7 protein-coding genes and 2 pseudogenes are annotated in these 12,918 nt (G+C 63.2%); 4 read left to right on the top strand and 5 right to left on the bottom strand.

Annotated features, from left to right (window positions below):
* Positions 1-60 precede the first annotated feature (60 nt).
* The 3 genes from AAHM40_RS20840 to AAHM40_RS20850 all read right to left on the bottom strand — a co-directional run bounded on the left by AAHM40_RS20840 (position 61) and on the right by AAHM40_RS20850 (position 6,610).
* Positions 61-4,461 carry a response regulator gene (locus AAHM40_RS20840; protein WP_342246347.1) on the bottom strand — a complete coding sequence of 1,467 codons (4,401 nt, stop codon included), beginning with the start codon at positions 4,459-4,461 and terminating at the stop codon, positions 61-63.
* A gap of 42 nt (positions 4,462-4,503) precedes the next feature.
* On the bottom strand, positions 4,504-5,661 hold the full coding sequence (locus AAHM40_RS20845; RefSeq protein ID WP_342246348.1) for an HD-GYP domain-containing protein: 1,158 nt from the start codon (positions 5,659-5,661) through the stop codon (positions 4,504-4,506).
* Between the two features lie 244 nt (positions 5,662-5,905).
* The gene (locus AAHM40_RS20850) at positions 5,906-6,610 is read right to left on the bottom strand and encodes an SOS response-associated peptidase (RefSeq protein ID WP_342246349.1); all 705 of its coding nucleotides are present in this window, start codon (positions 6,608-6,610) and stop codon (positions 5,906-5,908) included.
* A gap of 90 nt (positions 6,611-6,700) precedes the next feature.
* On the opposite strand from AAHM40_RS20850, the gene AAHM40_RS20855 reads away from it, so the two are divergent.
* The 4 genes and pseudogenes from AAHM40_RS20855 to AAHM40_RS20870 all read left to right on the top strand — a co-directional run.
* Positions 6,701-7,132 carry a LexA family protein gene (locus AAHM40_RS20855; RefSeq protein WP_342246350.1) on the top strand — a complete coding sequence of 144 codons (432 nt, stop codon included), beginning with the start codon at positions 6,701-6,703 and terminating at the stop codon, positions 7,130-7,132.
* Positions 7,119-8,399: a translesion error-prone DNA polymerase V subunit UmuC gene (gene umuC / locus AAHM40_RS20860; protein ID WP_342246351.1), complete on the top strand. Its 1,281-nt coding sequence runs from the start codon at positions 7,119-7,121 to the stop codon at positions 8,397-8,399. The genes AAHM40_RS20855 and umuC overlap by 14 nt, the downstream gene beginning before the upstream one ends.
* A 106-nt stretch (positions 8,400-8,505) precedes the next feature.
* Positions 8,506-8,901 (top strand): annotated as a pseudogene (locus AAHM40_RS20865) (transposase); the annotation flags it as partial.
* 329 nt (positions 8,902-9,230) lie between these two features.
* Positions 9,231-9,432: pseudogene (locus AAHM40_RS20870) on the top strand (L-rhamnonate dehydratase); the annotation flags it as partial.
* A gap of 318 nt (positions 9,433-9,750) precedes the next feature.
* On the opposite strand, the gene AAHM40_RS20875 reads toward AAHM40_RS20870, so the two are convergent.
* Together AAHM40_RS20875 and AAHM40_RS20880 are read right to left on the bottom strand one after the other, a co-directional pair.
* Complete coding sequence (locus tag AAHM40_RS20875; protein ID WP_342246352.1) at positions 9,751-11,175, bottom strand: gamma-aminobutyraldehyde dehydrogenase; 1,425 nt, start codon at positions 11,173-11,175, stop codon at positions 9,751-9,753.
* Between the two features lie 160 nt (positions 11,176-11,335).
* Positions 11,336-12,862 carry an APC family permease gene (locus tag AAHM40_RS20880; RefSeq protein ID WP_342246353.1) on the bottom strand — a complete coding sequence of 509 codons (1,527 nt, stop codon included), beginning with the start codon at positions 12,860-12,862 and terminating at the stop codon, positions 11,336-11,338.
* Positions 12,863-12,918 lie beyond the last annotated feature (56 nt).

The raw sequence follows: 12,918 nt of genomic DNA on the forward strand, positions 1-12,918 counted from the left end.
GGGGCCACGCGAGTCCCATATGGGCAGGCACGCCTGGCAGTTCCCCGCTGTCCCAGCCCTTCACTCGCTCGCCATTCCCTGCAACATCTCCAGCGCTCGATCGAACTCGAACAACTCGACTTGCTGCGCCACCTTGGCCAGCAGCGCCGCCTCTGCGGAACTTGAGACCAAGGTATCCAACGCCTTCAAGGTATCCACGGCTGACGTATCGCTCTCCGCCAGAAGCCGCTTCAACTCCGCAAGACGGGCACCAAACTGCGGATGTGAAGGCAATGTGGCGGCTGGTTCAGCAGTTGGGGGGGATGGCGCAAGCCGTGCCAGCGCATCCAGCACTGGCGCAAGGCATCGCTCAACCTCACTGAGTCTGGCCTGCACTCCCTCGGCGCTATCGCCCGAAAGGCAAGCCTGCTCCAGTGCGGCGGCTGCCTGGGCCACTTGCCCGGCACCGATATTGCCGGCGGTGCCGCGCAGGGTATGGGCCAGGCGCGCCGCCGCTGTCGGGTCGCTACCAGCTATCGCCAGTTGGAACGCTTCCCCGAAGTGCGACTGGCTCCCATGGAACTTACGCAGCAATCGCAGGTAAAGGTCACGTTTGCCCATGCAGGTTGACAGGCCAGTGGCCAGGTCGATGCCTTCCAGGCTCTCGGGCAACCCTGGGCTTGCCTCGGGAGCAGTCGCTACCGGTGTCGCCGAATTGCGGTGCGCGCCCGGTCGGATCCATTTGGCCAGGGTGGCGAACATGTCGCCTACGTTCAGCGGCTTGGAAATATGGTCGTTCATGCCGCTGGCCAGGGCCCGTTCGCGATCACCCGTCATGGCGTTGGCGGTCATGGCAATCACCGGCAATTCGGCGAAGCGGGGTTGCTGGCGAATCCGCTGGGTAGCCGTGTAGCCATCCATCACCGGCATCTGGCAATCCATCAGCACGCCATCGAACTCCGCATCCTGCTCCAACAAGTCGAGCGCCTGCTGCCCGTCGACCACCTGACTCAGCTCGATGCCCACGCCCTGCAGCAGCTCGCAGGCCAGTTCGCGATTGAGTTCATTGTCTTCCACCAGCAGCAGGCGCGCCCCCCTGAGGCTGGCCATTTCGTTTGCACTCTGCCCGCAGCGCTCACTGGCTCGGGTTCCGACCTGCGGGACCTTGCCAAGCACCGTGCCCAATGCCTCCAGCAACGTGGAAGGCGTTACCGGCTTGGTCAGCACAACGGGCAATTGCACGCCCTGACGTTCAGCCTGCTCGCGCACTTCTTCGCGGCCAAAGGCGGTGACCATGATGACCGATGGCGTGTGCGCCAGATTGGCCTGGTGCATTCGCCGAACCGTCTCCACGCCATCCATGCCGGGCATACGCCAGTCCATCAGTACCAGGTTGTATGGCAGTTTCCGCTGCTCGGCTTCCACCAGCATCCTCAAGGCCACGCCGCCGCTGTCGGCAACGTCCACTTCAACACCGTAGCTCCTGGCCATGCTGGAGAGGATTTCGCGGGCGCTGGCATTGTCGTCCACCACCAGTACGCGCGTGCCGAGCAATTCATCGGCGGTGAACATGCGCCGTGGCGGCGCGTTGCGCTGCACGTCCAGGCTCAGGCTGAAGTGGAAAGTCGAGCCCTGGCCCGGCACGCTTTCCACCCAGATGCGCCCGCCCATGAGTTCCACCAGACGTTTGGAGATGGAGAGGCCGAGCCCAGTACCACCATACTTCCTGGTGATGGAACTGTCGGCCTGGCTGAACGACTGGAACATGCGCGCGCACTGTTCCTCGCTCATGCCGATGCCCGTGTCGCGCACCCAGAAATGCAGCTCGACACGCCAGTCGTCGCCCCCGATGCGCTCCACCCCAACCACGATCTCACCGCGCTCGGTGAATTTCGCCGCGTTGTTGCCCAGATTGATCAACACCTGACCCAGGCGCAGCGGATCGCCCTGCAGCGCGGTCGGCAGGTTGGGCGAGGTGTTGTAGAGCAACTCCAGGCCTTTGTCCTCTGCCTTCAGGCCGACCATGCTGGCGAAGTTCTCCAGGACGTCCTCCAGGTGGAAGGGAATGATTTCAAGGTCGAGCTTGCCGGCCTCGATCTTCGAGAAATCGAGGATGTCATTGATGATCCCCAGCAGGTTCTCTGCCGAGCGATGCACCTTCTCGATGTAGTTGCGCTGGCGCGGATCCAGCTCCGTGCGCAGCGCCAGATGGCTCATGCCGAGGATGGCGTTCATCGGTGTACGGATCTCATGGCTCATGTTGGCCAGGAAATCGCTTTTGGCGCGGGTTGCCTCCTCGGCCATCTCCCTGGCGCGTTGCACCACGGCTTCCGCTTGCTTGCGCGCGGTGATATCGAAGTACCACTCCACTGCGATCCGCCGCTCGCCAAGAGGCACAGGCACGGCGGAGAGCAGTACCTCGAAGCGCTTGCCGGATTCCTGTTGCAGACTGGCCTCGAAGTTGAGTACCTCACCCTCAGCCGCTGCGGCGAGGAAGCGCTGTCGTGCCTGCTGGTCGAACCAGAAGCGGCTCTCGTCGGTTTCAGAAAGCTGCTCGCGGTTGGTCCCGAGCAGGCTGTCCAGTTCCGGATTGCAGTAGCTGGGCAGGCCGTCTTCACCCCGGATCAGCATGGCTACCGGGCTGCTGTCGAGCACCGCGCGGAGCTGCTTCTCGCTGGCCTGGAGTGCCGCCTGCAACTGGCGCTGTTCGCTGACATCACGCACCGAGGCGCAGACGCAGGTGCCGCGCCCCTCCAGCGTTGGCAGGTGCGCCAGGCCTATTTCAACGGAAAAGAGGCTGCCATCCTTGCGCACGCCCCGCAGGTCTTCCAGGTAGGCGCCCATCTGCCGGGTGCTGCCGTGGGCGATGAAACCATTACGCAAACCCACGTGGCTTTCACGAGCGGCGTTGGGCACGAGACGCTCGACGGCCTCGCCGATCAACTCGCCGGTGGCATAGCCGAACAGGCCGTCCAGTTGGGGATTGGTCATCAGGATTCGACCGTCTGCGCCTATGACGATCATGCCGTCCGGCGCCGCCTCGATGATGCCCCGGTACCACGCCTCGGTGGCCCGCAGTGCGCTCTGCTGCGTTTCCAGCTCTTGCGCCTGTTGTTCCAGCTGCAGCGCCTGGGCGCCCATTTCGTCAGCCTGACGGCGTGTTTCCGCGAGCAATTCCTGCACCGCCAGGTTGCGCTCCATCAGCGCCATGGCGCCAGCCAGCCCCGGCAGCGTCTCCTGTAGCAGTGCCGTCTCGCGCTCACCCATCGGCTGGAACCCCGCCACTTCGAGCACACCATGCAGCCGCTCGCCACGCAGGATCGGCTGCAGCAGCAGATAGTTGGCCGGCAGCTCGCCCAGTTGCATGCGTAGCCGGCCAAATTCCTGTGGCAGACCCGAGAACTGACGCGGCGTGCGGTCAAGTGCACACTGACCCAGCAGGCCGGCGCCCAGTCCGACTACCTCATTTGGCGGGTACTCCGGGTCAGTGGCGTAACTGCCCATTAGCTCCAGATGTTCGCTGCCTTGGCGCAGGCTGTAGAGCACGCCCTGGCAGATACCAAGCATGCCGGCCATATGCCGGAGAAAGGTCTGGGCCAGCTCGTCCGGTGTGGTCGCCTGAGGCAGGTCGGCCTGCAATTGCGCCGTCTGCGCCTGGATCCAGCGCTGGCGCTCCAACTGCTGGGCTTCGGTCTGCAGTGTGGCGATGGCGCGCGCCAGGTCGCCCGTTTCGTTCTCCATATCGGTATGGGGAATGTGCTGATCCAGCTGCCCCGCGGCCAGTTGGTCGACTGCAATGCGCACCCGGTTGAGTGGCAGCCGGATCGAACGGCTCACCAGGCTGGAGAGCAGCAGTGCGAGCGTCAGCCCGCCAAGCAACAGTACATAGGTGAGGGTGGTGCTGAACTGGGCGAACTCGGCGATCTGCTTGGCGGTGTCATGAATGAAGGATTCCTTGACCTGGGCCATGCGGTTGAGCAGGTCGTCGGCCTGCTGGTCCAGCGCCTGGAAATCGTTACTGTTTAGCAACATCAGCGCCTGCCCCTGATACCCCCTGCCGGCCAGTTCCAGGGCTTCCTCACCGCCGCGCTGTATGCGTTCGATCAGGATCTCCAGCTCGGCCAGTTGCACCAGGCTCTGCTGGAGACGCAGGGTCGGCTGCGCCTGAGCCAGGGCCTTCTGCAGGCGCTTCTGGGCTTCATGCAACTCCTTCAGCGCGTCGATACGGATTTCCCCGCTGCTGGTGCCAACGGCACGCTGCATTGCCTGGACCAGGTGCGGTAGCTGCGCACGCGCCTCCTGCAGGTGGGCGGCACCCACCAGGTCCTCCTGATACAGCAACTGCATATCGCGCTTGAGCAGTTCCTGGGTGCGTAGACTTTGCACGCCGAGCACCAAGATCAGCGCCAGCAGCGCAGCAAACCCGATGACCAGCTTGTGGCGCAATGACAGGCGCTCAAGCAGCGCGGACACTTTGTTCATGGCGACTCCCCATTGCCCGAACCAGAAAGATCACGTTTAGGCTCAGGGCTCTTGCGCGATCTGCTCGAGGGCCGCGAGTTGCCTGGCCATATCCTGGTCACTGTCTGCATAGCGTTCGGCAATCACGCGGAATTGCCCATGACAACTCAGAAAGGCATCGCAAACGTCCGGGTCGAAGTGCGTGCCGCGTCCCTGACGGATAATTTCCACCGCTTGCTCATGGGGCATGCCGACCTTGTAAACGCGCCGGCTGATCAGCGCGTCGTAGACATCCGCCACGGCCATCAACCGTGCGCTGATGGGAATGTCATCGGCCGCCAGCCCTTCGGGATAGCCGGTGCCGTCCCACTTTTCCTGGTGGCTGTAGGCAATTTCCTTGGCTAGGCGCAGAAAACCCACGGAGATGCCCAACTGATCCTCGGCATGCTGGATGGCATCCCGCCCCAGGGTTGTGTGAGTTTTCATGACTTCGAACTCATCCGGGGTCAGCCGACCCGGCTTGAGCAGGATGTAGTCGGGAATGCCGATCTTGCCGATGTCGTGCAGCGGAGCCGACTTGAATAGCAGCCGGATGGTCTCGTCATTGAGGAAATGCCTGAAGCGCGGATGGTCGCGCAGCAGTTCGGCCAACAGTTCCACGTAGTGCTGGGTTCGGCGGATATGGTTGCCCGTCTCGTTGTCGCGAGTTTCCGCGAGCGAAGTCATGGCCTGGATGGTCACGTCCTGGATGGCCATCACCTCGGCAGTGCGGCGTTGCACCTCCTTCTCCAGGTATTCCTTCTGGTCCCGCAGGAAGTCGGCAGCGGCCTTGATCTTCAGCTGCGTTGCCACCCGCGCCAGGACCACCGGCGGGCTGATCGGCTTGGTGATGTAGTCCACGGCGCCCAGCTTCAGTCCCAGAATTTCGTCCTCCATCGCGGCCATGGCGGTGAGAAAGATGATGGGAATGTCAGCGGTGCGCGGATCGAGCTTCAGCTGTTCCGCCACCTGATGGCCCGAAAGCCCCGGCATCATGATGTCGAGCAGAATCAGGTCCGGCAGTGGGTCGGCCTGCAACAAGCGAAGGGCCTTCTCACCGCTGTTGGCGGCCTTGACCCGATACCGGTCCTTCAACAGTTCGGCCATCAGCATCAGGTTGTCCGGCGTATCGTCAACCACGAGAACGGTGGCTGCTCTACAAGTGTCTTGCGTGTTGTCCATGGTGAATGGCTCCCCTGCCAGTCAAAGAGCGGCGCAGGTTCCCGCCGCTCGGTTGTAGGGGAGATTAGTCGTGGATGAGAAAATTTGAATGCGGCTAATCTGACCTTTTCGTGACGGCACGGTGGGTGTCATTTTTGGGCAGACAGCATCAAATGATTGGTGCGTCTGAAGTGAATGGCTGGAAGAGAATTGAGCGACGCTTCAGGTTGAAGGTCAGACACGAGATCGCAGAGGACGGAAATTGTTACTCGGTAGCAGGCCCCGCTACCGGTTTCAGGAGCTCTGGATAATCATTTCGGGTGTTGCCGACTTCTGTTGAAACCGGGTGAGCGGCGAAATCCTCGCGACTCAGCGCTATCGCGCTGTGTACCTCTTGGCTGCCGGTGCTCTGCGAAAGCCAGAACTCAAACTGTTCCGGCGCCAGAATGACCGGCATTCGATGATGGATGGCAGATGCCGGGCCTGTGGCATCTTTCGTCAGCAGCGCGCAGGAGACCACGTCTTGTCCGTCGGGTCCGGTCCAGGTCGACCAGATTCCGGCGATGGCCAACACACCCTCATCAATGGCGTAGTGGTAATAGGGTTGATTGACCTTGCGGCCCGAGCGACTGCGCACTTGCTGTCGCTCGTTCCATTCATACCAGCCCGCAGCCGGCATCAGGCAGCGATGCGTGCGCAAACTCTGACGCCACATCGGCTTCGTCGCGGCCTCTTCACTTCGCGCGTTGAAGCTGAAGGCGGGCGGCTTGGGCTGTTTCCACCAGAAGGGGATCAGTCCCCAGCGCGCAGCGACCAGTTCCAACTCACCTTGATCGTCGTGCCGCAGCATGGGCACCTGCGTAGTGGGTGCCACGTTAAAGCTCTGGATCCATTGCCCGCTGTTGCGCGCGCCGATATGCCAGAAGTCCTCGATGGCCCGGTCGGATGGGGTCACATAGCGCCCGCACATACTGCCTCCTCCGCTCGTCTCCCTTCCCATTGTAGGAAACGTCTGTAGTCTAGTACTGTATTCATATACAGTAATTATCAGGTTCTTCCCATGATCCCTCAAGTCGTTGCGCGTCTGCTGGCTCACAGTTGCCGGCTGCCGCTCTTCTCCTTTCGCGTGCCAGCTGGGTTTCCTTCTCCTGCCCAGGACCACCTGGAGCGCAGCATCTCCCTGGACGAGATTCTCGACATCCGCGCACCGCACACCTATCTAGTGCGTGCTGCAGGTGACAGCATGGTCCGCGCCGGCATCTTCGACGGCGACCTGCTGGTGGTGAATCGATCCAGGGAAGCGGTCAGCAACGACATTGTCATCGCCGCGGTGAATGCCGAGCCGATCGTCAAGCGTCTAGTGATCGAGGGCAAGCAGGTGTCTCTGCACCCCGAGAACCCGAAGTACGCGCCGCGCTACATCCTGGAGGGCGACGAGTTGCTGATCTGGGGCGTGGTCGACTACAGCATTCGCAGCCATGGCAAGCGCTGACCAGGGCAGGGCCATCGCCCTAATCGACTGCAACAGCTTTTATGCCAGCTGCGAGCGGGTCTTCCGGCCGGATCTGGCGCGCACGCCCATCGTCGTGCTGTCGAACAACGACGGCTGCGTGATCGCGCGTAGCGCCGATGCCAAGCCCTTCGTGAAGATGGGCGAGCCCTATTTCCAGATCAAGAACACCCTCCGCCGACACGGCATTCTGGCCTTCTCCAGCAACTACGCCCTGTACGGCGACATGAGCCAGCGGGTCATGACCCTCCTCGAGGAGATGGCACCGACCACCGAGGTCTACAGCATCGACGAGTGCTTTGCCGATCTAACCGGCGTGCCGGGGGACCTGGTGCGTGTCGGCCGGGAGATGCGCACCCGGGTGCTGCGCTGCACCGGCATCCCGGTCGGTGTGGGTATCGGCACCTCCAAGACCCTGGCCAAGCTGGCGAACCACGGCGCCAAGAAGTGGCAGCAGCAGACTGGCGGTGTACTGGATATCCGCGAGCCGGCGCGGCGCGACCGGTTGTTGAAAGCCTGCGATGTCGGTGACGTTTGGGGCATCGGCCGGCGCATGACCGAGCACCTCAACGCCCAGGGAATCAAGACCGCCTGGGACTTGGCCCAGGCTGATGCCTGGACTCTGCGCAAGCAGTTCAATGTCCTTGTCGAGAAAACCGCGCGTGAGCTACGCGGCGTCGCCTGCCTGGATTTGGAGGAGGCCACACCGCCGAAGCAGGAGATTTGCTGCAGCCGCATGTTCGGCAAACGCCTCCGCGACTTAGCACCTATTCGCGAGGCGGTGGCCACTTATGCCGCCCGGGCCTGTGAGAAGCTGCGTGCCCAGGGCTCTATGTGCAAGCAAGTACGCGTCAGCATCCGCACCGGCATGTTCAACCCGGACGAACCCAAGTTCGCCAAGGGTGTTGCCGTCGAGCTGCCGTATCCCACCGACGATACCCGCTTGATCACGAAGGCCGCGGGCGAAGGATTGGAGCTGATTTACCGCCCCGGATTCACCTTCAGCAAGGCGGAGGTGTTGCTGATGGATCTACGCCAACCAGGTGAGTTCACGCCGGACTTGTTTGCGCCCGTCCAGCCCGAGCGGGCCAGCAAGGCCATGGCGGTGATGGACGCGATCAATGCAAGGTGGGGCAGGGGGACTGTCCGGCCGGGCGGGGTGCCCGTGGCGCCGGACTGGGGGATGCGACGGGAGTTGATGAGCCAGAGCTATACGACCCGGTTGGATCAGTTATGGCTTGTCCGATGATGAGTCCGGATGACATTGAGATCATTTCGGGCCATTCGATGAGGGAAGCTCGCGACCCTATGCGGCCGGCCACATCAGGCAGTAACCGCCCCAGGCTGTGTAAAACCGATGCCCAGCAGGACAAAGCCTGATCTGGCGTTTCTCAAGCGTCGAGAAGGGGCTGAAGATGCACCGTTACTGGAGTTCGCATTGCCAAGGTTGCGCGTTGAAAGAGCACTCTACGCCGAGCACAGAGCGACGCGTGAGCCGCTGGGAGCATGAGTCAGTACTCGAGGCGATGCAGGCCCGCCTCGACCAGGTGCCGGAGATGATGCGTATCCGTCGCCAGACGGAGGAGCATCCATTTGGCACGTTGAAGGCCTGGATGGGCGCCACCCATTTCCTCACCCGAATGCTCGATCGGGTGAGTACCGAAATGAGCCTGCATGTGCTCGCCTACAATCTCAAACGCGTGTTGAACGCGTTTGGCAGCGGTGTCTTGATGGCTGCGATGAAGGCCTGAGGCCTGTTTTACGAGTCCTGCCCCCTCTCAACAGGCGCGCCGAAGCCAGAAGTGCCTATAACATAACAACCATAATCACCGATTGCGCCTGATTGAGCCTACCACGGCCTCCTGGGACTAAGAAAATCGCTTAGCAGTTGATTGCCATCGCTTGCTGCGTTTTTACACGGTCTGGGCCATGAGCGGACGCCCGGCTCTTCCTTATCGAACAGCCAGTCTGGACTGTGGGCGCACTCTCGGTGTCGCTCTGCAATTCGCCCGACTACATCCCAACGCAGTCATCGATTGCGGCTCTCCGCGGGTGGGTAGCTGAGCTCGGAAATCCAAGAAATGACCAACTGACCATGACCAGCACCGTCTCCTCCATGGCCGAGTTCTTCCCGGTGTTCGATGTCGAGGTCGGCAGCGAGCTCTTCTACCTATGTGTTCAATGGTGAGCCGCAACCGGTCGACGGTTATATCCAGCCGGATGGCAACACCCTGTGCCAGGGCCTGGGTTTGGCGATCTCTGAGGAATATCTGAAGGACTTCAGCCCACAGGGCTGCCCCGGGCCAGGTTGTATCGGCGGGCCTGGCCACCCGATTTGCCCCGGCGGGTGCCGGGGCTTTTTTCAGGCCGACGCCAAGGCCAGGTCGGCAAGCACGTCGGTGAGGATGAGTCGGAAAGCGGACAGGGCCTTTTTCATTATTCTTCTCCTGGTGGTGTGGCAGTGCTACCGGTGAAACGGGATTCTGTGGGGGCGAATTCATTCGCGAAGGGCAGCGCAGCCCCCCTGGGAGCTCCCCAGTGCTGGCCTGCGGCCTGCTTAGCGAATGAATTCGCCCCCCACAAGGGAAGTGGCCAGGCCGTTAATGCTTGAACATCACATGGCGCACGGCGGTGTAGTCCTCCAGGCCGTACATGGACATGTCCTTGCCGTAGCCGGAGTGCTTGACCCCGCCGTGGGGCATTTCGCTGACCAGCATGAAGTGCGTGTTGACCCAGGTGCAGCCGTACTGCAGGCGCGCGGACAGGCGGTGGGCGCGGCCGACGTCCGAGGTCCAGACGGAGGAGGCCAGGCCGTAGTCGGAGTCGTTGGCCCAGGCCAGCACCTGCTCCTCGTCGTCGAAGGCAGTGACCGAGACCACCGGGCCGAACACCTCGCGGCGGACGATCTCGTCGTCCTGGCGGGCGCCGGCCAGCACCGTGGGCTGGAAGAAGAAACCCGGGGCGTCGACGCGCGCACCGCCGGTTACCACCTGGATGTGCGGCAGAGCGCTAGCGCGCTGGACGAAGGCTTCGACGCGCTGCAGATGCTGCTCGGTGATCAGCGGGCCGAGCTCGGTGCTCGGGTCGTCCTGCAGACCGGTCTGCAGGCTGCCGACCGCTTCACCGAGTTTGGCCACGAATTTGTCGTAGATGCCTTGCTGGGCGTAGATGCGGCAGGCGGCGGTGCAGTCCTGGCCGGCGTTGTAGAAGCCGAAGGTGCGGATGCCCTCGACGGCGGCGTCGATGTCGGCGTCGTCGAAGATGATCACCGGGGCCTTGCCGCCCAGTTCCATGTGCATGCGCTTCACGCTGTCGGCGGTGCCGGCGATGATCCGCGAGCCGGTGGCGACCGAGCCGGTCAGCGACACCATGCGCACCTTCGGATGGGTCACCAGCGGCTCGCCGACGCTCGGGCCGCGACCGAACACCATGTTCACCACGCCTGCCGGGAAGAGTTCATTGATGAATTCGGCCAGCTTCAGCGCGGTCAGCGGGGTCTGCTCGGAGGGCTTGAGCACTACGGTGTTGCCGGCGGCGAGCGCGGGGCCAAGCTTCCAGGCGGCCATCATCAGCGGGTAGTTCCAGGGGGCGATGGAGGCGACCACGCCGATCGGATCGCGGCGGATCATCGAGGTGTGGCCGGGCAGGTACTCGCCGGCGGCGGAGCCGCTCATGCAGCGGCTGGCGCCAGCGAAGAAGCGGAACACGTCGGCGATGGCCGGCAGCTCGTCGTTCAGCGCGGCGGTGTAGGGCTTGCCGCAGTTGGCCGACTCCAGGCGGGCGAGTTCCTCGGCATGGGTGTCGATCTTGTCGGCGAGCTTGAGCAGCAGGGTGGCGCGTTCTTTCGGCGGGGTCTGCGACCAGGCCGGAAAGGCGTCGTCGGCGGCCTGCACGGCAGCGTCCACCTGGGCCGGGCTGGCCTCGGGGATCTCCACCAGGGCGGTGCCCAGGGACGGGTTGAGTACGGCGAGGCTCGGGCCGTCGCCGGCGATGAGCTGGCCGTTGATCAGAAGTTTGGTTTGCATGGGCTAGATCCTCGTTCGGTCATAGCCCCTCTCCCTCTGGGAGAGGGGGCGGGGTGAGGGAAATTCTGTTCGGCTCGGACCACCCTCTCCCCCGGCCCCTCTCCCGCAGGAGGGGGAGGGGAGAAAGCGAGGGAGCGGGATGTCTGGCAGTGGCGATGGCTTACTGAGCAGGCACGCCAGCGACGTCAGCGGCCTTTGGGGCGGGTTTGGAGAACTTCCAGGCATCGCCGGCCGGTGCGGTGCCCTTGTCGTAGGGCTTGGCCAGGACCATGTAGAGGAGGCCCGCGCCCATCACCACAACCGTGGTCAGGATCATGGAGTAGTTGATGTACCAGGCGGCGTCCGGGGAGCGCGGCCAGACCATGTTGACGATGGCGCCGATCCCGTATACCAGCGCGGCGATGTTCACCAGGGGACCCCAGCCCCCGAGGCTGAACTGGCCGCTCGGGCGCCAGCCCTTGGCGCGGGCAATCAGAGCGGCGATGACAATCATCTGGAAAGCTACATAGATACCGATGGCGGCGAAGCCGACGATGGTGGCCACGGCATCGGCCATGAACAGGCCGAGGCAGACGATGGCCGCCGGCACCACGCCGCTCACTACCAGGGCGAAGGACGGCACATGGTTGGTGGACAGGCGCTTGAGCAGGTTGCTGCCGACGATCATCTCGTCGCGGGCGTAGGCGAACAGCAGGCGGCTGGCAGCTGCTTGCAGGCTGAGCACGCAGGAGATGAATGAGACCATCACCACGGCCATCACCAGTTTCGAGCCCACCGGGCCGAAGGCGTTGGCGAGGATGGTGGAAACCGGATCGGTGTCTTCACCGGCGATAACCTTCTGCATGTCCGGCACGGCGAGGATCAACGCCAGGCAGGCGAACATGGCGGCGGCGCCACCGATGTAGATGGTCATGCGCATGGCCTTGGGAATGCGCTTGCCGGGATTGGGCGTTTCTTCGGCGACGTCACCGCAGGCCTCGAAGCCGTAGTACTGGAACAGGCCAGCGAGGGAGGCGGCGAGGAAGGCGGGCAGGTAGGAGCCGTTGACGTTCAGGTCGAAGGTGTCGAACAGCACGCTGAACGGCTGATGACGCTCGAACAGCAACAGGTAGCCACCGACCAGGATGGCGCCCACCAGCTCGCAGAGGAAGCCGAACATGGCTACCCGGGCGAGCAGCTTGGTTCCCACCAGGTTGAGCGCGGTGGACAGCAGGATCAGGCCGAGAGCGATGTAGATGTTGGCGTTGGAATTGGCCTCGAAGCCGAGCATGGCGGCGAGGTAGGGCCCCGCGCCCACGGCGACGCCGGCAATGGTGGCGCACAGCGCCCAGGCATAGACCCAGCCCACCATCCACGCCCAGCGCTTGCCCACCAGGCGACGGGCCCAGGGGTAGACGCCACCGGAGATGGGGAACTGCGAAACCACTTCACCGAAGATCAGGCACACCAGCAATTGGCCGAGGCCGATCAACAGGTAGGACCAGAACATCGGCGGGCCGCCCGCCGCGAGGCAGAGGCCGAACAGGGTGTAGACGCCGACCACCGGCGACAGGTAGGTGAAACCCAGGGAGAAGTTCTCCCACAGGCTCATGCTGCGTTCGAAGTTGGAGCTGTAGCCGAGCGCCTTCAGTTGCTCGGCGTCGTGATCGAGTGTCGCGGTTGCACGCGCTGCAGGTGACCCACTCATATTGTTTTCCTCATTTGAATGGCAGTCGATTGCACGGCCGGCGGATTGCGGTCCGC

Source organism: Pseudomonas sp. OTU5201 (assembly GCF_038440135.1).
GTDB lineage: Bacteria > Pseudomonadota > Gammaproteobacteria > Pseudomonadales > Pseudomonadaceae > Metapseudomonas > Metapseudomonas resinovorans.

Excerpts from the sequence above, each read along its gene's own strand:
- AAHM40_RS20840 (WP_342246347.1), bottom strand. The coding sequence starts at position 4,461 with ATGAACAAAGTGTCCGCGCTGCTTGAGCGCCTGTCATTGCGCCACAAG.
- AAHM40_RS20850 (WP_342246349.1), bottom strand. The coding sequence starts at position 6,610 with ATGTGCGGGCGCTATGTGACCCCATCCGACCGGGCCATCGAGGACTTC.
- AAHM40_RS20875 (WP_342246352.1), bottom strand. The coding sequence starts at position 11,175 with ATGCAAACCAAACTTCTGATCAACGGCCAGCTCATCGCCGGCGACGGC.
- AAHM40_RS20855 (WP_342246350.1), top strand. The coding sequence starts at position 6,701 with ATGATCCCTCAAGTCGTTGCGCGTCTGCTGGCTCACAGTTGCCGGCTG.
- AAHM40_RS20880 (WP_342246353.1), bottom strand. The coding sequence starts at position 12,862 with ATGAGTGGGTCACCTGCAGCGCGTGCAACCGCGACACTCGATCACGAC.
- AAHM40_RS20845 (WP_342246348.1), bottom strand. The coding sequence starts at position 5,661 with ATGGACAACACGCAAGACACTTGTAGAGCAGCCACCGTTCTCGTGGTT.
- umuC (WP_342246351.1), top strand. The coding sequence starts at position 7,119 with ATGGCAAGCGCTGACCAGGGCAGGGCCATCGCCCTAATCGACTGCAAC.